Source organism: Micromonospora sp. NBRC 101691 (assembly GCF_030269285.1).
Taxonomy (GTDB): domain Bacteria; phylum Actinomycetota; class Actinomycetes; order Mycobacteriales; family Micromonosporaceae; genus Micromonospora; species Micromonospora echinospora.
In genome coordinates this window covers 1-21,456 of the sequence record NZ_BSTB01000034.1, presented here as the reverse complement: position 1 = coordinate 21,456, position 21,456 = coordinate 1, and the positions used below count along the sequence as shown (strand labels likewise).

Annotated in this window: 20 protein-coding genes; 15 read left to right on the top strand and 5 right to left on the bottom strand. The window is 73.9% G+C overall.

Features of this window, described 5'->3' with window-relative positions; all coding sequences use genetic code 11:
• The first annotated feature begins 164 nt into the window (after nt 1-164).
• The 10 genes from pheS to argH all read left to right on the top strand — a co-directional run bounded on the left by pheS (nt 165) and on the right by argH (nt 12,599).
• The gene (gene pheS, locus QSK20_RS30905; protein WP_285792153.1) at nt 165-1,244 is read left to right on the top strand and encodes a phenylalanine--tRNA ligase subunit alpha; all 1,080 of its coding nucleotides are present in this window, start codon (nt 165-167) and stop codon (nt 1,242-1,244) included.
• A gap of 42 nt (nt 1,245-1,286) precedes the next feature.
• Nucleotides 1,287-3,833, top strand: coding sequence for a phenylalanine--tRNA ligase subunit beta (pheT, locus tag QSK20_RS30900; RefSeq protein ID WP_285792152.1), 2,547 nt, complete (start codon nt 1,287-1,289; stop codon nt 3,831-3,833).
• Between the two features lie 195 nt (nt 3,834-4,028).
• Nucleotides 4,029-5,033, top strand: coding sequence for an N-acetyl-gamma-glutamyl-phosphate reductase (argC, locus tag QSK20_RS30895; RefSeq protein ID WP_285792151.1), 1,005 nt, complete (start codon nt 4,029-4,031; stop codon nt 5,031-5,033).
• Between the two features lie 114 nt (nt 5,034-5,147).
• Nucleotides 5,148-6,320: a bifunctional glutamate N-acetyltransferase/amino-acid acetyltransferase ArgJ gene (gene argJ / locus QSK20_RS30890; RefSeq protein ID WP_285792150.1), complete on the top strand. Its 1,173-nt coding sequence runs from the start codon at nt 5,148-5,150 to the stop codon at nt 6,318-6,320.
• A complete protein-coding gene (gene argB / locus QSK20_RS30885; RefSeq protein ID WP_285792149.1) occupies nt 6,317-7,258 on the top strand; it encodes an acetylglutamate kinase in 942 nt (313 codons plus the stop codon). The genes argJ and argB overlap by 4 nt, the downstream gene beginning before the upstream one ends.
• Nucleotides 7,255-8,481 (top strand): acetylornithine transaminase, encoded by a 1,227-nt coding sequence (locus QSK20_RS30880; protein WP_285792148.1) that lies wholly within the window; start codon nt 7,255-7,257, stop codon nt 8,479-8,481. Before argB ends, QSK20_RS30880 begins: the two co-directional genes overlap by 4 nt.
• The gene (gene argF, locus QSK20_RS30875) at nt 8,478-9,407 is read left to right on the top strand and encodes an ornithine carbamoyltransferase (protein WP_285792147.1); all 930 of its coding nucleotides are present in this window, start codon (nt 8,478-8,480) and stop codon (nt 9,405-9,407) included. The genes QSK20_RS30880 and argF overlap by 4 nt, the downstream gene beginning before the upstream one ends.
• Nucleotides 9,404-9,919, top strand: coding sequence for an arginine repressor (locus tag QSK20_RS30870; protein ID WP_285792146.1), 516 nt, complete (start codon nt 9,404-9,406; stop codon nt 9,917-9,919). The genes argF and QSK20_RS30870 overlap by 4 nt, the downstream gene beginning before the upstream one ends.
• Nucleotides 9,916-11,118 carry an argininosuccinate synthase gene (locus QSK20_RS30865; RefSeq protein ID WP_285792145.1) on the top strand — a complete coding sequence of 401 codons (1,203 nt, stop codon included), beginning with the start codon at nt 9,916-9,918 and terminating at the stop codon, nt 11,116-11,118. Before QSK20_RS30870 ends, QSK20_RS30865 begins: the two co-directional genes overlap by 4 nt.
• Before the next feature lie 17 nt (nt 11,119-11,135).
• The gene (argH, locus tag QSK20_RS30860) at nt 11,136-12,599 is read left to right on the top strand and encodes an argininosuccinate lyase (RefSeq protein WP_285792173.1); all 1,464 of its coding nucleotides are present in this window, start codon (nt 11,136-11,138) and stop codon (nt 12,597-12,599) included.
• A 56-nt stretch (nt 12,600-12,655) separates the two neighbouring features.
• On the opposite strand, the gene QSK20_RS30855 is transcribed toward argH, so the two are convergent.
• Together QSK20_RS30855 and QSK20_RS30850 are read right to left on the bottom strand one after the other, a co-directional pair.
• Nucleotides 12,656-13,009: an MmcQ/YjbR family DNA-binding protein gene (locus QSK20_RS30855; RefSeq protein ID WP_285792144.1), complete on the bottom strand. Its 354-nt coding sequence runs from the start codon at nt 13,007-13,009 to the stop codon at nt 12,656-12,658.
• Between the two features lie 107 nt (nt 13,010-13,116).
• On the bottom strand, nt 13,117-13,545 hold the full coding sequence (locus QSK20_RS30850; protein ID WP_285792143.1) for a DNA-binding protein: 429 nt from the start codon (nt 13,543-13,545) through the stop codon (nt 13,117-13,119).
• Between the two features lie 197 nt (nt 13,546-13,742).
• Between QSK20_RS30850 and QSK20_RS30845 the strand changes: the two genes are divergently transcribed.
• Nucleotides 13,743-14,123, top strand: coding sequence for an ArsR/SmtB family transcription factor (locus QSK20_RS30845; RefSeq protein ID WP_285792142.1), 381 nt, complete (start codon nt 13,743-13,745; stop codon nt 14,121-14,123).
• 136 nt (nt 14,124-14,259) lie between these two features.
• Nucleotides 14,260-14,889, top strand: a complete 630-nt coding sequence (locus QSK20_RS30840) for a DNA-3-methyladenine glycosylase (RefSeq protein ID WP_285792141.1) — start codon at nt 14,260-14,262, stop codon at nt 14,887-14,889.
• A gap of 13 nt (nt 14,890-14,902) precedes the next feature.
• Here the strand turns inward: QSK20_RS30840 and QSK20_RS30835 are convergent, their stop codons facing one another.
• Together QSK20_RS30835 and QSK20_RS30830 are read right to left on the bottom strand one after the other, a co-directional pair.
• Nucleotides 14,903-15,763 carry a universal stress protein gene (locus QSK20_RS30835; RefSeq protein ID WP_285792140.1) on the bottom strand — a complete coding sequence of 287 codons (861 nt, stop codon included), beginning with the start codon at nt 15,761-15,763 and terminating at the stop codon, nt 14,903-14,905.
• A 127-nt stretch (nt 15,764-15,890) separates the two neighbouring features.
• Nucleotides 15,891-16,778 carry a universal stress protein gene (locus QSK20_RS30830; RefSeq protein ID WP_285792139.1) on the bottom strand — a complete coding sequence of 296 codons (888 nt, stop codon included), beginning with the start codon at nt 16,776-16,778 and terminating at the stop codon, nt 15,891-15,893.
• A 239-nt stretch (nt 16,779-17,017) separates the two neighbouring features.
• Here QSK20_RS30830 and QSK20_RS30825 point away from each other — a divergent pair, with 239 nt between their 5' ends.
• Together QSK20_RS30825 and QSK20_RS30820 are read left to right on the top strand one after the other, a co-directional pair.
• Nucleotides 17,018-17,656, top strand: a complete 639-nt coding sequence (locus tag QSK20_RS30825; RefSeq protein ID WP_285792138.1) for a hypothetical protein — start codon at nt 17,018-17,020, stop codon at nt 17,654-17,656.
• 102 nt (nt 17,657-17,758) lie between these two features.
• On the top strand, nt 17,759-19,081 hold the full coding sequence (locus tag QSK20_RS30820) for a hemolysin family protein (RefSeq protein ID WP_285792137.1): 1,323 nt from the start codon (nt 17,759-17,761) through the stop codon (nt 19,079-19,081).
• 93 nt (nt 19,082-19,174) lie between these two features.
• On the opposite strand, the gene QSK20_RS30815 is transcribed toward QSK20_RS30820, so the two are convergent.
• Nucleotides 19,175-19,549 carry a PaaI family thioesterase gene (locus tag QSK20_RS30815; protein ID WP_377662609.1) on the bottom strand — a complete coding sequence of 125 codons (375 nt, stop codon included), beginning with the start codon at nt 19,547-19,549 and terminating at the stop codon, nt 19,175-19,177.
• Nucleotides 19,550-19,666: 117 nt separating this feature from the next.
• Between QSK20_RS30815 and tyrS the strand changes: the two genes are divergently transcribed.
• Entirely contained in the window at nt 19,667-20,953 is a 1,287-nt protein-coding gene (tyrS, locus tag QSK20_RS30810; RefSeq protein ID WP_285792172.1) for a tyrosine--tRNA ligase, read from the top strand.
• Nucleotides 20,954-21,456: the final 503 nt, after the last annotated feature.

Here is a 21,456-nt window from a genome sequence, read left to right as displayed (position 1 = left end):
GCGTCTCGGCGTTCCTTTAGCCAGCCCGCCGGTTCCGGCGGGCGGCGGGCCTGACCTGCTCCGCGCGTCCCTCCCACCGGCGGGCTGCGGCACAGCCGCGCGTCCGTAGACTCGCCTGGCCGTCCCGTGAGGGCGGCGCCGCCGTGAGGGAGTGCCCGTACGCCATGACCTATCGCAACGATCCGTACGACCCGAAGCAGGTCGCCCTGCTCGACCCGGCCGCCCTGGCCTCGGCCGTGGCCGACGCCGAGAAGGCGTTCGCCGACGCCGCCGACCCGGACGCGCTGACCGCGCTGCGCCCCGCGCACCTGGGTGACCGGTCCCCGGTCTCCCTCGCGCGCCGGGAGATCGGCGCGCTGCCGCCGGCCGCGAAGTCCGACGCCGGCAAGCGGGTCAACGAGGCCCGCCGCGGCATCGAGACGGCCTACGCCGCCCGGCTGGAGATCCTGGAGCGGGAGCGGGCCGCGCGGGTGCTCGTCGAGGAGCGGGTGGACGTCACCCTGCCGTACGACCGGCGGCCCCGGGGCGCGCGTCACCCGATCAGCACCCTGATGGAGCAGATCAGCGACCTGTTCATCGGGATGGGCTACGAGGTGGCCGAGGGCCCCGAGGTCGAGCTGGAGTGGACCAACTTCGACGCGCTCAACATCGGCCCCGACCACCCGGCCCGGGGGTTGATGGACACCTTCCACGTCGCGCCCACCGGCGGCGCGGCGGGTTCCGGGCAGGTGCTGCGTACGCACACCTCGCCGGTGCAGGCCCGGTCCATGCTCACCCGCAAGCCCCCGATCTACGTGGTGGTGCCCGGCCGGGTGTACCGCACCGACGAACTCGACGCCACCCACTCGCCGGTCTTCCACCAGGTCGAGGGGCTCGTGGTCGACCGGGGCATCACCATGGCCCACCTGCGCGGCACCCTCGACCACTTCGCCCGGGCGATGTTCGGCGAGGGCGCGAAGACCCGTTTCCGGCCGCACTACTTCCCGTTCACCGAGCCGTCCGCCGAGTTCGACGTCTGGTTCCCGGAGCACCGGGACGGACCGCGCTGGGTGGAGTGGGGCGGCTGCGGCATGGTCAACCCACGGGTCCTGCGGGCCTGTGGCATCGACCCGGAGGTCTACTCCGGATTCGCGTTCGGCATGGGCATCGACCGGACCGTCATGTTCCGGCACGGGGTCAGCGATCTGCGGGACATGGCCGAGGGCGACGTGCGGTTCACCCGCGCGTTCGGCACCGGGGCGTGACGGGAATGCGGGAACGAGACACGGAGACGGTGGTCTAGAGGCATGCGAGTTTCAGTCAGTTGGCTGCGGGAGTACGTCGACCTGCCCGCCGACCTCGACCCGGCCGACCTGGAGCGGGCCCTGGTCGACCTCGGCATCGAGGTCGAGTCCCTGGTGGACCTGCGGGCCACCGTCACCGGGCCGCTGGTCGTCGGTGAGGTCCGCGAGATCGAGGAGCTCACCGGTTTCAAGAAGCCGATCCGGTTCTGCCGGGTGGACGTGGGCGACGCCAACGGCACCGGCGAGTTGCAGGAGATCGTCTGCGGGGCGCGCAACTTCGCGCCCGGCGACCGGGTCGTGGTGATCCTCCCCGGCGGGGTGCTGCCCGGGAACTTCGCCATCGGCGCCCGCAAGACGTACGGGCGCAACTCCCACGGCATGATCTGCTCGGCGAAGGAACTCGGCCTCGGTGACGACCACTCGGGCATCATCGTGCTCGGCGGCGACGACCCGGCCAAGCCCGGTGACGACGCGCGCCCGGTGGTCGGGCTCGACGACGTGGTGGTCGAGGTGGAGATCACCCCCGACCGGGGCTACCAGATGTCGGTCCGGGGCATCGCCCGTGAGCTGGCGCACGCCTTCGGGGCGTCGTTCCGCGACCCGGGTCTGGTGCCCGCGCCCGGCGGGACGTCGCGTCCGGCGTACCCGGTGGAGGTGCGTGACCCGGTGGGCTGCGACCGGTTCGTCGCCCGGATGGTGCGGGGCGTCGACCCGACCGCCCGGACCCCGGAGTGGATGAGCCGCCGACTCACCGTCGCCGGCATCCGGAGCATCTCGCTGCCGGTCGACATCACCAACTACGTGATGATCGAGATGGGCCAGCCGATGCACGCCTTCGACGCCGACCGGCTGGTCGGTGGTCTGGTGGTGCGCCGGGCCGAGGCGGGGGAGAAGCTCACCACCCTGGACGGGTCCACCCGCAGCCTGGCCGCCGAGGACATGGTCATCTGCGACGAGACCGGTCCGATCTCCCTCGCCGCGGTGATGGGGGGCGAGACCAGCGAGGTGGTCGCCGGCACCACCACCGTGCTCTTCGAGGCGGCGCACTGGGACGCGGTGATGGTCGGGCGCACCGCCCGCCGGCACAAGCTGTTCAGCGAGGCGGCGAAGCGGTGGGAACGCGGCGTCGACCCGGCCCTGCCACTGGTCGCCATCGAGCGGGCGGTGCGGCTGCTCGCCGAGTACGGCGGTGGCGTCGCCGACGCGGAGATCCTCGACATCGACCACGTCCGGCCGTCCGCTCCGGTGAGTCTGCCGGCCGACCTGCCGGGTCGGCGGGTCGGCGTGGACTACCCGCCGGCCCGGGTGGTCGCCCTGCTGGAGCAGGTCGGCTGCACGGTGAGCCAGGGCGTCGACCGGCTCACCGAGGACCCGGGCGCGGTCGGGGTGGCCACCGGTGGCCAGGCGGTGCTGACCGTCGTCCCGCCGTCCTGGCGACCGGACCTGACCGACCCGGCCGACCTGGTCGAGGAGGTGGTCCGCCTCGACGGGTACGACCGGGTCCCGTCGGTGCTGCCGACCGCGCCGCCCGGCCGGGGGCTCACCGTGACCCAGCGGCGGCACCGGGCCGTCGCCCGGGCGCTGGCCGAGCAGGGGTACGTCGAGGTCCTCGCGCACCCGTTCGTCGCTCCCGGCCTCGCCGACCAGCTCGGCCTGCCCGCCGACGACCCACGTCGGGTCGCGGTACGGCTGGCGAACCCGCTGTCCGAGGAGGAGCCGCTGCTGCGTACCACGCTGCTCGGCCCGCTGCTGGGCATCCTGAAGCGCAACATCGGCCGGGGGCACCGCGACCTCGCCCTCTACGAGACCGGCCTGGTGTTCCACCCGCGTCCGGACGCCGGGCCGGCCCCGACGATGGGGGTCGAGCAGCGGCCCTCCGACGCCGACTTCGCCGCGGCCGACGCGACCCTGCCGGCCCAGCCCCGGCACGTGGCCGTCGTGCTGGCCGGGGACGTCGAACCGACCGGATGGTGGGGGGCCGGCCGCCCGGCGAGCTGGGCGGACGCCGTCGAGGCCGGCCGTACGGTGCTCGCCGCCGCCGGGGTCGACGAGCACCGGATCGTCGTCCGGGCCGCCGAGCACGCCCCCTGGCACCCGGGGCGCTGCGCGCAGCTGCTGGTCGACGACACCGTCGTCGGGTACGCCGGTGAACTGCACCCGTCGGTGCTGGCCACGCTGGAGCTGCCCCGGCGGACCGCCGCGATGGAACTGGACCTGGACGCGGTGCCGGCGGCCGGGATCGTCCCGGCGCCGTCCGTCTCCGGGTTCCCGCCCGCGCTGATCGACGTGGCGCTGGTGGTCGACGACACCGTCCCGGCCGCCGAGGTGCGCCGGGCCCTCGTCGACGGGGCCGGCGAGCTGCTGGAGTCGGTCCGGCTCTTCGACGTGTACGCCTCCGCGCAGCTCGGCGAGGGACGCAAGTCCCTGGCGTACAAGCTCACCTTCCGTGCCCCGGACCGCACCCTGACCGTCGAGGAGGCGGTGGCCGCCCGCGATGCGGCGGTCGCCACCGCGGCGTCCCGCTTCGGCGCGACCCTGCGCGGCGCCTGAGGTGACAGCAGGGGTCCCCTGTTACCGCTTTTTGCGGAGCAGGGGGCCCCTCCAGGCACCCGAGCGGGCCGGGCGAGGGTTCTGCTGACGCCCGCCTCCCACCTGCGCCTTATCAAGTTCATGCAGTGCGCTGTATGAATTTGCATCGTGCCGGGTCGGTCGCTACGATCTCCGTATAGTCATGCGGAGGTGGGTATGGGTATCCGAATCGCGGTCGCGGGAGCGAGCGGCTACGCCGGCGGCGAGCTGCTGCGCCTGGTCGCCGGGCACCCGGAGTTCGACCTGGTCGCCGCCACCGCGCACTCCCAGGCGGGCCAGCCGGTCAGCGCCGTGCACCCGCAGCTCGCCGGGCTGGACCTGACGCTCGCCGCCACCGATCCGGCCGCCCTGGCCGACGCGGACCTGGTCTTCCTGGCCCTGCCGCACGGTCAGTCGGCGGCCTTGGCCGCCAGCCTGCCCCCGGGGGTGAAGGTGGTCGACCTCGGGGCCGACCACCGGCTCGCCGACGCCGCCGCCTGGCAGCGGTACTACGGCGGCCCGCACGCCGGGACGTGGACCTACGGCCTGCCGGAACTGCCCGGCCAGCGTGCGGTGATCGCCGCCGCCGACCGGGTCGCCGCCACCGGCTGCTACGCGGTGGCCACCACCCTCGCGCTCGCGCCGCTGGTGGCCGCCGGCGCGGTCGCACCCGCCGACGTGGTGGTGGTCGCCGCCTCCGGCACCTCCGGCGCCGGCCGGGTCGCCAAGGCGCACCTGTTGGGCAGCGAGGTGATGGGCGACCTCTCGCCCTACAAGGTCGGCGCGCACCAGCACGTACCCGAGATCAAGCAGGCCACCGGCGCGACCGGCCTGAGCTTCACCCCGGTCCTCGCGCCGATGCCGCGCGGCATCCTCGCCACCGTCACCGCCGTGCCGGCCGGTGCCGACGTCGACCCGCGCGCGGTGCTCGCCGAGGCGTACGCGGACGCGCCCTTCGTGCACGTGCTGCCCGAGGGGAGCTGGCCGCACACCGCCGCCACGCTCGGTGCGAACTCCTGCCACCTCCAGGCCACCCGCGACGTCGACACCGGCCGGGTGATCGTGGTCAGCGCGATCGACAACCTCGGCAAGGGCGCCGCCGGCCAGGCGGTCCAGTGCGCCAACCTGATGCTCGGCCTGCCCGAGACCACCGGCCTCTCCACCTGGGGGATCGCCCCGTGAGCGTGAGGAGTGCAGCGCAGCGGAGCCCCGCAGTCGCGAACGAAAGGAAGGCACGGTGACCGTGAGGAGTGCAGCGCAGCGGAGCCCCGCAGTCGCGAACGAAAGGAAGGCACGGTGACCGTCACCGCCCCCCGGGGTTTCCGGGCGTCCGGCGTCGCCGCCGGACTGAAGAGCGGCGGCGCCTCCGACGTCGCCCTGGTCGTCAACGACGGCCCCGACGCCACCGTGGCCGGGGTCTTCACCGCCAACCGGGTCAAGGCCGCCCCCGTGCTCTGGACCCAGCAGGTCGTCCGGGGCGGCGTGGTCCGCGCGGTGGTGCTCAACTCCGGCGGCGCGAACGCCTGCACCGGCCCGGCCGGCTTTCAGGACACCCACGCCACCGCCGAGCACACCGCCGCCGCACTGACCTCGGCCAGCCCCCGGCTGCGCCTCGGTGCGGGCGACGTGGCGGTCTGCTCCACCGGGCTGATCGGCGAGCGGCTGCCCATGCCGAAGCTGCTGCCCGGCGTCCGGGCCGCGATCCGGGGACTCTCCCGCGAGGGCGGGGCCGACGCCGCCGAGGCGATCATGACCACCGACACCCGACCGAAGACCACGGTCACCCGGGGCACCGGCTGGACCGTCGGCGGGATGGCCAAGGGCGCGGGCATGCTCGCCCCGGCCATGGCGACCATGCTCTGCGTGCTCACCACCGACGCGGTCGCCGGCCCCGCCGCGCTCGACGCCGCGCTGCGTGCCGCCTGCCGGGTCACCTTCGACCGGATCGACTCCGACGGTTGCATGTCCACCAACGACACGGTGCTCCTGCTGGCCAGCGGCGCCTCCGGCATCGAACCGACCGGGGCGGAGCTGACCGACGCGGTCACCGCCGCCTGTCACGACCTGGCCCAGCAGCTCCTCGCCGACGCCGAGGGCGCGACCAAGCAGATCGCCATCGAGGTCGTCGGCGCGGCCGACGAGGACGACGCGGTCGAGGTGGGCCGCGCGGTGGCCCGCAACAACCTGGTCAAGACCGCACTGTTCGGCAACGACCCGAACTGGGGACGCATCCTCGCCGCCGTCGGCACCACCACCGCCGCCTTCGATCCGGACGGCATCGACGTCGCCGTCAACGGCGTCTGGGTGTGCCGGGGCGGGGCCGCCGCCGAGGACCGCGCGAAGGTCGACCTGACCGGCCGCGACGTCACCATCCGGATCGACCTGCACACCGGATCCGACCGGGCCACCGTCTGGACCAACGACCTCTCCCACGCGTACGTCCACGAGAACTCGGCCTACTCCTCATGAGCCTCACCACCGACCTCGCCCACGCCCAGGCCAAGGCCGCCACGCTGATCGAGGCGCTGCCCTGGCTGGCCCGCTTCGCCGGGGCCACCGTGGTGGTCAAGTACGGCGGCAACGCCATGGTCGACCCGGCGCTGAAGCGGGCCTTCGCCACCGACATGGTCTTCCTGCGGCACGCCGGCCTGAAGCCGGTGGTGGTGCACGGCGGCGGACCGCAGATCTCCGCGATGCTCGGCCGGCTCGGCATCACCAGCGAGTTCCGGGGCGGCCTGCGGGTCACCACCCCGGAGGCGATGGACGTCGTCCGGATGGTCCTGGTCGGGCAGGTCGGCCGGGAAATCGTCGGTCTGATCAACGCGCACGGCCCGTTCGCGGTGGGTCTCTCCGGCGAGGACGCCCGGCTCTTCACCGCCGTACGCCGCCCGGCGTGGGTGGACGGGGAACCGGTCGACGTCGGCCTGGTCGGGGACGTGGCGTCGGTCGACGTCTCCGCGGTGACCGACCTGATCGCCGCCGGCCGGATCCCGGTCATCTCGACCGTCGCCCCGGACGTCGACGGGGTGCTGCACAACCTGAACGCCGACACCGCCGCCGCCGCGCTCGCCGTCGCGTTGCGGGCCCGCAAGCTGGTCGTCCTGACCGACGTGCCCGGCCTCTACACGGACTGGCCGGACACCACCAGCCTGGTCAGCGAGATCACCGTCGACGACCTGGCGGAGCTGCTGCCCCGGCTGGAGTCCGGCATGGCGCCGAAGATGGAGGCCTGCCTGCGGGCGGTGCGCGGTGGCGTCCCCGCCGCGCACGTGGTGGACGGCCGGGTCGCCCACTCCACGCTGCTGGAGGTGTTCACCTCCGAGGGCTTCGGAACGATGGTCGTGAGCGGGGCGGGCGGAGCCCCCGGGTCCGCGCTCGGGCACCAGGAAGGAACAACCACGCCATGAGCACGCTCGTCGAACGCTGGACCCAGACCATGATGGACAACTACGGCACCCCACCGCTGGCGCTGGTCGCCGGCAGCGGCGCCGTCGTGGTCGACGAGGCGGGCCGGGAGTACGTCGACCTGGTCGGCGGGATCGCGGTCAACGCGCTCGGACACGCCCACCCGGCGGTGGTGGCGGCGGTGTCCAAGCAGGTCGCCACGCTGGGCCACGTCTCCAACCTGTTCGTCGCCGAACCACCGGTGGCCCTGGCCGAACTGCTGCTCGCCCTCGCCGGTCGGCCCGGCCGGGTCTTCTTCGCCAATTCCGGCGCGGAGGCCAACGAGGCCGCGTTCAAGCTCTCCCGGCTCACCGGCCGCACCCACGTGGTCGCCACCGAGGGCGGCTTCCACGGTCGCACCATGGGCGCGCTGGCGCTCACCGGCCAACCGGCCAAGGCCGACCCGTTCCGCCCGCTGCCCGGCGACGTCACCCACGTCCCGTACGGCGACCCGGCGGCCCTGGCGGCGGCGGTAACCGACGCCACCGCGATGGTGATCCTGGAGCCGGTCCAGGGGGAGAACGGCGTGGTCGTGCCGCCCGCCGGTTACCTCGCCGAGGCCCGGCGGATCACCGCCCGGCACGGCGCGCTGCTGGTGCTCGACGAGGTGCAGACCGGCATCGGTCGGACCGGCCACTGGTTCGCCCACCAGGCCGAGGGGATCGAACCCGACCTGGTCACCCTGGCCAAGGGGCTCGGCGGCGGGTTGCCCCTCGGCGCCTGCCTGGCCTTCGGCCGGGCCGCCGAACTGCTCGGCCCCGGCTCCCACGGCACCACGTTCGGCGGCAACCCGGTCAGCTGCGCCGCCGCGCTCGCGGTGGTCTCCACCATCGCCAGCGAGGGGCTGCTCGACCACGTGAAGCGGGTCGGCGAGCGGCTCCGCCGGGGCGTCGAGGCGCTCGGCCATCCCCTGGTCACCGAGGTACGCGGCGCGGGCCTGCTGCTCGGCGTGGTGCTCGCGGCACCGGTGTCGAAGCCGGTCACCGAGGCGCTGCGGGCCGCCGGGTTCCTGGTCAACCCGGTGCAACCGGACGTGGTCCGGTTGGCCCCTCCGCTCATCCTCACCGCAGACCAGGCGGACGCCTTCCTCGCCGCCCTCCCCGCAGCCCTCGACGCGGCGGCGGTCCCGGCCGCCGCGTCGAGCCCCGCCCCCGCCCCGACCACCTCCCCGGAGACGCTCACATGACCCGGCACCTGTTGCGGGACGACGACCTGACCCCCGCCGAGCAGTCGGCCGTGCTGGACCTGGCCGCCCGGATGAAGGCCGACCGGTTCGGGTTCCGCCCGCTGGCCGGGCCGCGCTCGGTGGCGGTGCTCTTCGACAAGCAGAGCCTGCGTACCCGGTTCTCCTTCGACGTCGGCATCGCCGAGCTGGGCGGCCATCCGCTGGTGGTGGACACCCAGGTCACCCACTTCGGCCGGGGCGAGACCCTCGGCGACGCGGGCCGGGTGCTCTCCCGGTACGTGGCCGCGATCGTGCTGCGTACCCACGGCGACGACCGGATCGCCGAGGTCGCCGACGGGGCCACCGTGCCGGTGGTCAACGCGCTCACCGACGGCTTCCACCCCTGCCAGCTCCTGGCCGACCTGCTGACCGTGCGGGAGCGGTGCGGCGGCACCGCCGGGCGGACCCTGGCGTACGTGGGGGACGCGGCGAACAACGTCGCGCAGTCGTACCTGCTGGCCGGCGCGACCGCCGGGATGCACGTCCGGGTCGCCGGGCCGGACGGGTTCGCCCCGGATCCGGCGGTGCTGGCCCGGGCCGCCGAGATCGCCGCCGGCACCGGCGGTTCGGTACGGGCGCTCACCGACCCGGTCGCCGCGGTCCGGGACGCCGACGTGGTCGCCACCGACACCTGGACCTCGATGGGGCAGGAGGAGGACGGGCTGGACCGGATCACCCCGTTCCTGCCGTACCAGGTCAACAAGGAACTGCTCGGGCACGCCGCGCCGGACGCGGTCGTGCTGCACTGCCTGCCGGCGCACCGGGGCGAGGAGATCACCGACGAGGTGCTCGACGGCCCGCAGAGCGCGGTCTTCGACCAGGCGGAGAATCGCCTGCACGCCCAGAAGGCGCTGCTGACGTTTCTCCTGGAGGCATCCCCGTCATGACCGCCCCGCTGACCCGTACCGCCCGGCACGCCCGCATCGTCGAGCTGATCCGCGACACGGCCGTCCACTCGCAGACCGAACTGGCCGACCGGCTCGCCGCCGACGGCGTCCAGGTCACCCAGGCCACCCTCTCCCGGGACCTGAAGGAACTGGGCGCGGTGACCGTGCGCGGCGGTGACGGCCGGGGCGTCTACCTGATCCCCGAGGACGGCCACCGGCCGCTGCGCGACGCCGAGAACGCGCCGGCCCGGCTGGTCCGGCTGCTGCGCGAACTGCTCAACGGGGTGGACGCCAGCGGCAACATCGCCGTCCTGCGCACCCCGCCGGGCGCGGCGCACTACCTGGCCAGCGCGTTGGACCGAGCGGGCCTGCCCGAGGTCGTCGGCACCATCGCCGGCGACGACACCATCCTCGTCGTGGCCCGCGAGGGCGTCGGCGGGGCCGCGCTGGGCGAGAAGCTCAGCGCCTGGTCCCGCCGGGAAGAGAACGTTGAAGGGAGCACCACATCATGACCGAGCGGGTCGTCCTGGCGTACTCCGGAGGGCTGGACACCTCCGTCGCCATTCCCTACCTGGCCGAGCAGACCGGCGCCGAGGTGATCGCGGTCGCGGTCGACGTCGGACAGGGCGGCGAGGACCTCGACGCCATCCGGCAGCGGGCCCTGGACTGCGGCGCGGTGGAGTCCGAGGTGGTCGACGCGCGCGACGAGTTCGCCGCCGAGTACTGCCTGCCCGCGATGCGGGCCAACGCCCTCTACATGGACCGCTACCCGCTGGTGTCGGCGCTGAGCCGGCCGCTGATCGTCAAGCACCTGGTCGCGGCGGCCCGCCAGCACGGCGGCACGATCGTCTCGCACGGCTGCACCGGCAAGGGCAACGACCAGGTCCGCTTCGAGGTCGGCCTGGCCGCGCTCGCCCCCGACCTGAAGATCATCGCCCCGGCCCGGGACTTCGCCTGGACCCGGGACAAGGCGATCGCCTTCGCCGAGGAGAAGGGGCTGCCGATCGACGTGTCGGCGAAGTCGCCGTACTCGATCGACCAGAACCTCTGGGGTCGGGCGGTGGAGACCGGCTTCCTGGAGGACATCTGGAACGGTCCGATCGAGGACCTCTACTCGTACACCGCCGACCCGGCCGAGCCGCGCGACGCCGACGAGGTGGTCATCACCTTCGACGCGGGCGTACCGGTGGCGATCGACGGTGAGACGGTCACCCCGTACCAGGCGATCAGCGAGCTGAACCGGCGGGCCGGCGCGCAGGGGGTCGGCCGGCTGGACATGGTCGAGGACCGGCTGGTCGGCATCAAGAGCCGCGAGGTGTACGAGGCTCCCGGCGCGATCGCCCTGATCGCCGCCCACCAGGAGCTGGAGGCGGTCACCGTCGAGCGGGACCTGGCCCGGTTCAAGCGCGGCGTCGACCAGCGCTGGGGCGAGCTGGTCTACGACGGCCTCTGGTTCTCGCCGCTCAAGCGGGCGCTGGACGCCTTCATCGACGACGCTCAGCAGCAGGTCTCCGGCGAGGTGCGGCTGACCCTGCACGGTGGTCGGGCCACCGTCACCGGCCGGCGTTCCGAGGCCAGCCTCTACGACTTCGGCCTGGCGACCTACGACACCGGGGACACCTTCGACCAGTCGCTGGCCAAGGGCTTCGTGCAGCTCTGGGGCCTGCCGAGCAAGATGGCCGCGGCCCGGGACGCCCGGCTGGGCGGCTGACGACAGTGGCCACCACAATGGGCGGGGTGGACGACAAGAGTCTGACCGAGAACAGCGCCGCGACCAATCGGACGAGCCTCTGGGGCGGCCGGTTCGCCGGTGGCCCGTCGGAGGCACTGGCCCGGCTGTCGGTGAGCGTGCAGTTCGACTGGCGCCTGGCCCCGTACGACATCGCCGGCTCCCGGGCGCACGCCCGGGTCCTGGCCGGCGCCGGCCTGCTCGACCCGGACGAGCTGGGCCGGATCCTCGCCGCCCTGGACGACCTGGAGGCCGCCTGCGCCTCCGGGGCGTTCCGCCCCACCGTCGACGACGAGGACGTGCACACCGCCCTGGAGCGGGGCCTGCTGGAACGCCTGGGCACCCTGGGCGGCAAGCTGCGCGCCGGGCGGTCCCGCAACGACCAGGTCGCCACCGACCTGCGCCTCTACCTGCGCGACCACGCCCGGGGGGTGGCCGCGCGGCTGGTCGAGCTGGCCGAGGCCCTGGTGGAGCAGGCCGGGCGGCACGTGGACACCGCCGCGCCGGGGATGACCCACCTCCAGCACGCCCAGCCGGTCACGTTCGGCCACTGGCTGCTGGCCCACGTGCACCCGCTGCTGCGGGACCTGGAGCGGCTGCGCGACTGGGACCACCGGACGGCGGTGAGCCCGCTCGGCGCGGGCGCGCTCGCCGGTTCCGGCCTGCCGCTGGACCCGGTGGCCGTCTCCAAGGAGCTGGGTTTCCGCACCTCGTTCGCGAACTCGATGGACGCGGTCGCCGACCGGGACTTCGTGGCCGAGTTCCTCTTCGTCACCGCGATGGTCGGGGTGCACCTGTCCCGCCTCGGCGAGGAGGTGGTGCTCTGGACGTCGCACGAGTTCGGCTGGGTCGAGCTGGACGACGCCTTCGCCACCGGGTCGTCGATCATGCCGCAGAAGAAGAACGCGGACGTCGCCGAGCTGGCCCGGGGCAAGTCGGGTCGGCTGGTCGGCGGGCTGATGAGCGTGCTGACCATGCTCAAGGGCCTGCCGATGACCTACGACCGGGACATGCAGGAGGACAAGGAGCCGGCCTTCGACGCGGTCGACACCCTGGAGCTGCTGCTGCCCGCCCTGGCCGGGATGGTCTCCACCATGACGGTGCGGGTGGACCGGCTGGTCGCCGCCGCCCCGGTGGGCTTCTCGCTGGCCACCGAGGTCGCCGACTGGCTGGTCCGGCGCAACGTGCCGTTCCGCGAGGCACACGAGATCACCGGCCGGCTCGTCGCGCTCTGCGTGGCCCGGGACTGTGCCCTCGACGAGGTCTCCGACGCCGACCTGGCGGCGGTCAGCGAACACCTCGACCCCTCCGTGCGGGACGTGCTCTCCGTCCGCTCGGCCCTGGCGGCCCGGACCACGCCCGGCTCGACCGGTCCGGGCCCGGTCGCCGACCAGCTCGCCGCCGCCGCCGACCAGCTCGTCGGCTGGCGGGAGTGGGCCGCGGAGACGGTCGTCCCGCGCTGAGCGCGGCCGTCGCGGCGCGTGGTGATCCCACGCGCCGCGACGCCGTGGGCGGGCGGTCAGGACGCCGCCGGACGCTCGCGTCTCGGCAGCCTGGCCACGATCGCGTCGTACGACGCGTCGACCACCTCGCGCAGTTCGTCGTCGTCGATCGCGCCGTCGAGGCGCAGCGTGTTCCACCCGGACCGGCCGATGTAGGCGGCGGGACGGGCGTCGTCCGGGTACCGGTGCAGCCACTCGTCGGCGACGTCCCGGTCCGGACCGCACTTCACCCCGACGGTCGCGGCGTCCGGGCGGCCGAGAAAGGCGAAGATCCGGCTGCCGACCTTGACCACCACGTCGTCCTCCCAGGGGCGGTCCTCCCAGGCGCCCGGCTTCGCCAGGCAGTACGCCAGCATCGCGTCGCGGGTCATCGCGTCACTCCCTTCCGACCCGTCCCTCGTCGGCACGGGCGTGCGGTCATGCGTACCACCCGGGGCCGACGGGTCGGGGCCGACCGCACCGGGCCGGCGCACGGCGGTCAGTCGGCGGCGGGCGCGGTCCGGCCGGAGACCCGCTCGAAGCGCTGCCGGGCGGCCTGCGCGCTGCCCAGGCCGAGTCCGAAGGCGATCTCCTGCCAGGTCATCCCCCGGTCACGGGCCAGCGAGAGCAGTCCGGCCTCCAGGGTGTCGACGTCGGCGCGGACCCGGGGCACGAGGGTCAGCGCGGCCATCAGGTCGGCGTGGTCGACCGGTTCCTCGCCGGGTGTCGGCTCGGCCGCGCCGACGGCCAGCGCGAGCACCAGACTGACCGCCTCGTAGGGCTCGGGCACGTACGCGTTGCCGTGCCGCCGTCGCCGCTCGTCGGTGTCGGCGTGCCGCTCGGTGATCCGGAACAGCGCGGTGTGGTCGCGGCGGGCGCGTTCGGCGCCGGGGTGCGGGGGAGTGAACGCGGAGGGCGTGTCGGTCATGCCACCATCCCAGCAGTGCATCAGTTCGTTGTCAACGAACTGTTTAAAATCATGGAGCTTGACCTGTACCAGGCCCGGCCGAAAACTGGTGCGGGACAACGCGGGGCGGAAGTGCCGGCGGGCCGTGGTCAGTCTCCACCGACCGGCCGACGGACCACCCGGTAACGTCTTCCCGCCGTACCGGAGGTGGAGGAGCCGTGCACGCGTTCGACGTCCTCGGCGACCCGGTCCGCCGCCGGATCCTGGAGCTGCTCGCCGACGGCGAGCGCCCGGCGGGCGAGGTCGGCGCGGTCGTCCAGGCGGAGTTCGGCATCTCCCAGCCGGCGGTCTCCCAGCACCTGCGCGTGCTGCGGGAGAACGGCTTCGCCACCGTCCGCGTCCAGGGTGCCCGCCGGCTCTACGCGGTCGACCCGACCCCGTTGGTCGAGGTCGACCGGTGGCTGGCGCGTTACCGGCGGTTCTGGGAGCAGCGGCTGGACGCCCTCGGCACCGAGCTGGCCCGGGGCCGGCGCGAGCGCAGGTCGGCCCCGCCCGCTTGCGAGGGCGGGGCCGGGGGCCCGGTCGGCACCGGCGGTTGAGGGCAGCGCCGGGATCAGGTCGGCGGCGGTGGAGAGGACCGTGGGCATGAGGACGTGCTGGCTCGCCAACCCTGAGCGGCCCCGCACCCGTCGGGCCCGGCTTGCCGATCGCCGTCCGGCGGCGTTTCCTGGTCCGGTGGACTACTCGTGGCTGCACGCCCCCGCCGCCGAGGTACCCGGGACCGCGCGGGCACTGCTCGGCTGGGAGCTCTCGGCCGGCGGCGTCCGACTCCGGCTGACCGAGGTCGAGGCGTACGCCGGGACGGGGGAGGACCCGGCGTCCCACGCCCACCGGGGCCCCACCCCCCGGACGAGGGTCATGTTCGGTCCGGCCGGCCGCGCCTACACGTACTTCGTGTTCGGCGTGCACTGGTGCCTGAACGTCGTCTGCGGCGCCGACGGGGAGGCGGCGGCGGTCCTGCTGCGGGCGGGCGAGGTGGTCGACGGGCTGGACCTGGCCCGTGAACGCCGGGGCGAGGTTCCCGACCGGGACCTCGCGCGGGGACCGGCCCGACTCGTGGTCGCCCTCGGGGTCACCGCCGAGGCGAACGGCACGTCGATGGTCGACGGGAACGGGCCGCTGCGGCTGACCCCACCCACCCGTCCGGTCGCGCCGGCGGCGGTCTCCGCCGGCCCACGGGTCGGCGTGGCCGCCGCCCACGACGTCCCGTGGCGCTACTGGGTCACCGGCGACCCGACGGTCAGCGCCTACCGCCGGCACGTCCGCCGGCGGGGCGGGTCGCCCCGGCAGTCCCCCGTGGGCTGACCCACCGCTCGGCTCAGCCCGTGTGGGCGTGCGGCCGGGCGACCAGCACCGGGCAGCGCGCGTGCTGCACCAGCGCCTGGCTGACCGAGCCGAGCAGCAGCCCGGCGAAGCCGCCCCGACCCCGGGAACCGACCACCACCAGCGCCGCGTCCGCGCTCGCCTCGACCAGCGCCGACGCGGGTTCGGCCGCCCGGAGGACCCGTTCGGCGACGGCCAGGTCCGGATGCCGCTGCCGTACCGTCGCGACGGCCGTCGCCAGCAGCCGGTCGGCCCCCTGCTCGTCCCCGGCGGAGTCCTCCGGACGCCCGTCGGGAGCGACGACGTGCGCCAGCACCAGCGGAACACCCTGGCGCGCGGCCTCCTCGGCGGCCTGTCCGACGGCCAGCTCGGCCAGTTCCGAGCCGTCCAGGCCGACCAGCACCGGCCCGTCGGTCGCGACCTGCCGGTCGGCGGGGCGGACCACCAGCACCGGGCCGTGCGCGTGCCCGGCGACCTGGGCGCTGACCGAGCCGAGCAGCAGTCCGGCGAAGCCGCCGAGCCCTCGACTGCCGACCACCACCAGCTCGGCGCGGCGGGACTCCTCGACCAGCGTGGCACCCGGACCGCCGGCCACCTGGCGGACCTCGACCGTCAGCTCCGGCCAGCGTCCCCGCAGGTCGGCGGCGGTCTTCTCGAGCATCGTCCGGGCTTCGTCGGTCGGCTCCGGCAGCCCCAGGTCGTACGGGTTGACCGGCACGCCGTAGCCGAGCGGGTGCAGGTAGCCGTGCACCAGGTGCAGCGGGCGGGACCGCAGCGCCGCGGCCCGCGCGCCGTGTTCGGCGGCGACCAGACTCTCCGGCGATCCGTCCACGCCCACCACGACAGGTCGGTTCATCGGTCCTCCCGTTCCGGGTCCGTCACCACGTCCTGGACGTACCCTCTCCTACCCGGCGGGCGGTTTCCCGTCACGCCACGCGACAGTCCGTCCGGTGTCGCCGGGCGGCAGTCCGGCCGGGGCCCGGTCACGAAGCGCGGTGGTGCCGGACGACGGCCACCGGGCACCGGCCGTGGTGCAGCACGGCGTGACTGACCGAGCCGAGCAGCAGGCCGGCCAGCCCGCTCCGGCCCCGTGCCCCGACCACCACCAGCTGCGCCGACCCCGACTCCTCCACCAGCGCCCGCGCCGGGGCGCCCCGGACCAGCCGCCGCCGGATCGGCACGTCCGGATACCGCTCCGCCCAGCCGGCGACCGCCTGGGCCAGCACCCGCTCCTCCTCGGCGGCCAGCGCGTCCAGGTCGTACACCAGCGGCAGGACGTCGCCGGGACCCAGCGGCGCCGGGTGCAGCCAGGCGTGCACCGCCACCAGCTCCACCCCGCGTCGCGCGGCCTCCTCCACGGCGAACCCGACCGCCAGGTCGGACAGCTCGGAGCCGTCGACGCCCACCACCACCGGGCCGTCCGCCCGGGGTTCGCCCCGGACCACCAGCACCGGGCCGGTGGCGTGCGCGCTGACCTGCACGGCCGACGAGCCGATCAGCAGGCCGGCGAACCCGCCGAGACCACGGCTGCCGAGCACCACCAGGGCGGCGTCCCGGCTCTCGGCCAGCAGCACCGCCGTCGGGGCGCCGTCGACCACCACCCCGGACACCGGCACCTCCGGGTCCGCCTTGCCGGCCTCCGCCACCGCCTCGGTGACGATCCGCGCCGCCTGGTTCCGCAGCCCGCCCTCCGGCGGCCCGTCCGGCGACGGACCCAGCGGTACGCCCAGCAGCGGCCAGACGAACGCGTGCACCACCCGCAGCGGCCGGTTCCGTGCCGCCGCCTCGCGGACCGCCACCCGGACCGCGTCCAGCGCCGAGGCCGACCCGTCGACGCCCACCACCACCGGGGCACCTGGCCTGTGGTTCATGCTCTCCTCCTCCGTACGCTGTCCAGTCTGGCTGTTCGCGCAGGTCAACGGGGAGAGGCCGACGTCCCGGCCCGAGGGCCGTTGGTCCCGCCCGCCGCCGTCGGGCCGGCCTTCGGCCCGGACCGCAGGCGCACCGAGCGTCACCACCCGTGTCCGGCCGGCCCCGCACGGTACGGCCGGCCGCGCGGCCGCCCCGGGTACCGCGCGACAGCGCCGTCCCGCCCGACTACCCTCGCGGCGTGAACTGGCTGGACATGATCGGCTGGACCGGATCGGCGCTGCTGGTGTGGTCCCTACTCCAGGCGCGCATCCTGCGGCTGCGCGCGCTCAACCTCGTCGGCTGCCTGGTCCTGATCTGGTACAACGCCGCGCTGTCGGTCTGGCCCATGGTCGGGCTCAACGTCGTGCTCGCCGTGATCAACATCTGGTACCTGCGGAAACTCCTCGCCACCCGGCACGACGAGCAGACCTACCAGGTGGTGCAGGTCGGCGTCCGGGACGAGTTCCTCGCCCACACGCTGCGGGTGCACGCCCGGGACATCGCCAAGTTCAACCCGGACTTCCACTGGGACGACCGCACCGCCCACGGCGACGCGTTCCTGGTGCTCCGCGCCGACGAGGTGGTCGGGGTGGTGCTCGCCCACGCCGAGGCGAACCACGTCGCCCAGATCGACCTGGACTACGTCACCCAGCGATTCCGTGACCTGACGCCGGGCGAGTTCGTCTTCCGGCGCAGCACCCTCTTCACCGACCGCGGGTACCAGCAGGTGGTCAGCCCACCGGGCATGGTCGCCCCGTACTACCACCGGCTCGGCTTCCGCCCCGAGGGCGACTCGTACGTCCTCGACCTCCCGGCGCCGAGCGACGCCGGGCGATGATTCGCCGCCCCGGAGACGGGGCAAAGACACGCGTACGCGGGCCGGGACCACCGGTCCGCGGCCCCGCCGCGTCGGCGCGGGCTGCGTGAGGGGAATCTGGGCGTGCAGAGCTACTGGAGCCAACTGGCCCTGGTCGGAGTCCTGGTCGTGCTGAACGCGCTCTTCGCCGGCAGCGAGATGGCGCTGGTCTCGTTGCGGGAGAGCCAGGTGCAACGCCTGGAGCGCAGCAGCCGCTCCGGCCGGGTGCTGGCGAAGCTCGCCCGGGACCCGAACCGGTTCCTGGCCACCATCCAGATCGGCATCACCCTGGCCGGCTTCCTCGCCTCCGCGGCGGCGGCCGTCTCGCTGGCCCGCCCCCTGGTGCCACTGCTCGGTTTCCTCGGCGGCGCCGCCGAGACGGTGGCGATCGTGCTGGTCACCCTGGCGTTGACCTTCTTCACCCTGGTCTTCGGCGAACTGGCTCCGAAGCGGGTGGCGATGCAGCGGGCGGAACGGTGGGCACTGCTGGTGGCCCGCCCGCTGGACCTCGTGGCCAGCTTCTCCCGCCCGGCGGTCTGGGCGCTCGGCGCCACCAGCGACCTGGTCGTCCGCCTCTTCGGCGTGGACCCGAAGCCGCAGCGCGACGAGATCAGCCCGGACGAGCTGCGCGACATCGTCGCCGGCAACCACGGCTTCACCAAGGAGCAGCAGACCATCATCGCCGGCGCGGTGGAGATCGCCGACCGGCGGCTGCGGGCCGTGCTCGTCCCCCGGTTGCAGGTCTTCTGCCTGGACAGCGGCACCACCGCGGAGGCCGCGCGGCTGGTGCTGGCGGCCTCCGGGCACTCCCGGGCGCCGGTGGTCCGGCACGGCGGCCTGGACGACGCGGTCGGCGTCATCCACCTGCGTGACCTGGTGGGAGTGCCGGACGACCGGTCGGTCGACGAGTGCGTCCGCCCCCCGATGCTGTTGCCGGACTCGCTGCCGGTGGTCGACGCGCTGCGTCAGTTCAAGGCGGAACGCCAGCACATCGCGCTGGTGGTGGACGAGCGGGGCGCGGTCGACGGGATCGTCACCCTGGAGGACATCCTGGAGGAGATCGTCGGCGAGATCTACGACGAGACCGACCGGGACGTGCGCGCCGTGCGTCCCGAACCGGACGGCACCCTCGTGCTCCCCGGGACCTTCCCGGTGCACGACCTGACGGACGTGGGGATCGAGCTGCCCGGTCGACCCGACGGGGACTACACCACGGTCGCCGGGCTGGTGCTGGCCTGCCTCGGGCACATCCCCACCGAGGCCGGGGAGCACGTCACCATCGACGGCTGGCGGCTGGAGGTCGCCGGCATCGACGGCCACGCGATCTCCCGGGTGCGGGTACGCCCGGGCGAGCGGCCGAGCCGGCCCGCCGACGCCGAGCCGGCCCTGGAGCCGGTCGAGGGCTGAGCCGCGTCCGTCCACGTGTTCCCCGACCGACGTCGGCGTCGGCGCGGTCGGTCCGGGGGTGTTCGGCGCGGGCCTCGTGCGGGTGCTGCGTCCTCAGGCCGCGGCGAGGTTCTGCAACCGGACCTGCCCCCGGGCCACCAGACGCCCGGCGTCGTCGGTGACCTCCACCTGCCACAGCTGCTGGCTGCGACCCCGGTGCACCGGCGTGGCCACCGCCGTCAACTCGCCCTCGCGCACCGCGCGCAGGAAGTCCGTCTGGTTGGACACCCCGACCACCCGGCCCCGGTCACCGAACCACAACGAGCCGCCGACGCTCGCCGCCGTCTCCACCGCCGCGCAGTAGACCCCGCCGTGCTGGATGCCGTACGGCTGGTGCAGGTCCGGCCGGACCCGCCAGCGGATCACCACCCGGTCCCCGCTCATCTCGTCGAACTCCAGTCCGAGCAGGCCGACGAGCCCACCGTTCATGTCCAGCTGTTCCACGCCTGAATCCTCCTCGATCGACGCGACGGCCAGCCTAGCCGGGCCGGGCGCGGAGGAATCCCGCTACGTGCCGGCCCCGGTGATGGGGGAGAATCGGTGACCGTGACCGATAGCAGCCTCCCGTCGTCCAGCCGGGAATCCCTGACCGAGGACCTGCGGTGGCGGGGCATCATCCAGGACTCCACCGACCCCGACGAGCTGCGCGCTCTGCTCGACGGCGGGGCCGCCACGTACTATGTCGGTTTCGATCCGACCGCGCCGAGCCTGCACGTCGGCCACCTGATGCAGGTCGTCACCGCACGCCGGCTGCAACTCGCCGGGCACCGGCCGTTGCTGCTGGTCGGTGGCGCGACCGGGCAGATCGGTGACCCGAAGGAGAGCGCCGAGCGGACCCTCAACCCACCCGAGGTGGTCTCCGGTTGGGTGCGCCGCATCCACGAACAGCTCGCGCCGTTCGTCTCCTACACCGGTGCGAACGCGGCCCGCCTGGTGAACAACCTGGACTGGACCGGCGAGATGTCGGTGGTCGAGTTCCTCCGTGACGTCGGCAAGCACTTCCCGGTCAACCGGATGCTCGCCCGCGAGGTGGTCAAGGCCCGGTTGGAGACCGGGATCAGCTTCACCGAGTTCAGCTACCAGCTCCTCCAGGCCAACGACTTCTTCGAGCTGCACCGCCGGCACGGCTGCCAGTTGCAGTTCGGCGGCTCCGACCAGTGGGGCAACATCGCCGCCGGCGTCGACTACGTCCGGCGACGCGGCGCCGGACCGGTGCAGGCCTTCACCACCCCGCTGGTGACCAGGTCCGACGGCACCAAGTTCGGCAAGACCGAGGGCGGCGCGGTCTGGCTCGACCCCGCCATGACCAGCCCGTACGCCTTCTACCAGTTCTGGGTCAACGTCGACGACAAGGACGTCGACCGTTACCTGCGCTACTTCAGCTTCCGCTCCCGGGCGGAGATCGAGGCGCTGGAGCGGGCGACGGCCGAGCGTCCAGCGGCCCGCGAGGCCCAGCGGGCACTGGCCGAGGAACTGACCACGCTGGTGCACGGGGAGAACGAGACCGCTCAGGCGGTCGCCGCCAGTCAGGCGCTCTTCGGCCGTGGCTCCCTGGGGGAGTTGGCCGAGGGGACGCTGCATGCGGCCCTCACCGAGGCGGGACTGGTCCAGCTCACCGAGCTGCCCGACGTTGCCGGCCTGCTCCGGGAGTCCGGGCTGGTCACGAGCATGAAGGAAGCCCGGCGGGTGATCGCCGAGGGTGGCGCGTACGTCAACAACGAGCGGGTCACCGAGACCGACGCGGTCGTCGACCCGGCGGCCCTTCTGCACGGCCGGTTCCTGGTCCTGCGCCGGGGCAAGCGGTCGTTCGCCGGTGTTGAGCTGCGTAAATAGCCGTACGGCGATGATGTGACGTGGGACGCGTCCAGCGGATTTGACGTCCAAACCGCTGGACGCGTAACTTTCTCTCTGCCAGCGCGGAACGGACGAAACAGGCAAAACGCCTGAGAGTTCGGTTCGGGAATGGTGCCGGGTCAGACGGGGAAACTTCCCTGAGGTCCGGTCCGGGTGGTGCTTCACCGGTCGACCGAGGGGTCGATTTGGCGGGGCGGAACCGACCGGGTAAGGTTGACGACCGGCAGGGCACCGGGCGAGCGAGCGGGAGACCGCAGCGGCCGGCCTGTCAAAAACCACGGCAACGGACGGCGGAAACGCCGAACGGATTCGTGGTGCCTCAAACCGGATAGAAGCACGACAAAGCGCCACAGAGCGGTTTGACACGGCGGAAACGGTGAGGTAACGTAGTAGAAGTGCTCGACGCGGAAGCGGCGGGTGCGAGGACGAGATGCCCCGGATGGGGCCCCTGAGGGGGTTGCCGGATGGTGTGTGGTTGTTCT

What these genes read in the sequence shown, in the direction of transcription:
- argC (WP_285792151.1), top strand. Translation starts at nt 4,029, where the DNA reads ATGGGTATCCGAATCGCGGTCGCGGGAGCGAGCGGCTACGCCGGCGGC.
- QSK20_RS30870 (WP_285792146.1), top strand. Translation starts at nt 9,404, where the DNA reads ATGACCGCCCCGCTGACCCGTACCGCCCGGCACGCCCGCATCGTCGAG.
- pheT (WP_285792152.1), top strand. Translation starts at nt 1,287, where the DNA reads ATGCGAGTTTCAGTCAGTTGGCTGCGGGAGTACGTCGACCTGCCCGCC.
- QSK20_RS30850 (WP_285792143.1), bottom strand. Translation starts at nt 13,545, where the DNA reads ATGACCGACACGCCCTCCGCGTTCACTCCCCCGCACCCCGGCGCCGAA.
- pheS (WP_285792153.1), top strand. Translation starts at nt 165, where the DNA reads ATGACCTATCGCAACGATCCGTACGACCCGAAGCAGGTCGCCCTGCTC.
- QSK20_RS30830 (WP_285792139.1), bottom strand. Translation starts at nt 16,778, where the DNA reads ATGAACCACAGGCCAGGTGCCCCGGTGGTGGTGGGCGTCGACGGGTCG.
- QSK20_RS30865 (WP_285792145.1), top strand. Translation starts at nt 9,916, where the DNA reads ATGACCGAGCGGGTCGTCCTGGCGTACTCCGGAGGGCTGGACACCTCC.
- argH (WP_285792173.1), top strand. Translation starts at nt 11,136, where the DNA reads ATGGGCGGGGTGGACGACAAGAGTCTGACCGAGAACAGCGCCGCGACC.
- QSK20_RS30815 (WP_377662609.1), bottom strand. Translation starts at nt 19,549, where the DNA reads ATGAACGGTGGGCTCGTCGGCCTGCTCGGACTGGAGTTCGACGAGATG.
- QSK20_RS30880 (WP_285792148.1), top strand. Translation starts at nt 7,255, where the DNA reads ATGAGCACGCTCGTCGAACGCTGGACCCAGACCATGATGGACAACTAC.
- argB (WP_285792149.1), top strand. Translation starts at nt 6,317, where the DNA reads ATGAGCCTCACCACCGACCTCGCCCACGCCCAGGCCAAGGCCGCCACG.
- QSK20_RS30855 (WP_285792144.1), bottom strand. Translation starts at nt 13,009, where the DNA reads ATGACCCGCGACGCGATGCTGGCGTACTGCCTGGCGAAGCCGGGCGCC.
- argF (WP_285792147.1), top strand. Translation starts at nt 8,478, where the DNA reads ATGACCCGGCACCTGTTGCGGGACGACGACCTGACCCCCGCCGAGCAG.
- QSK20_RS30835 (WP_285792140.1), bottom strand. Translation starts at nt 15,763, where the DNA reads ATGAACCGACCTGTCGTGGTGGGCGTGGACGGATCGCCGGAGAGTCTG.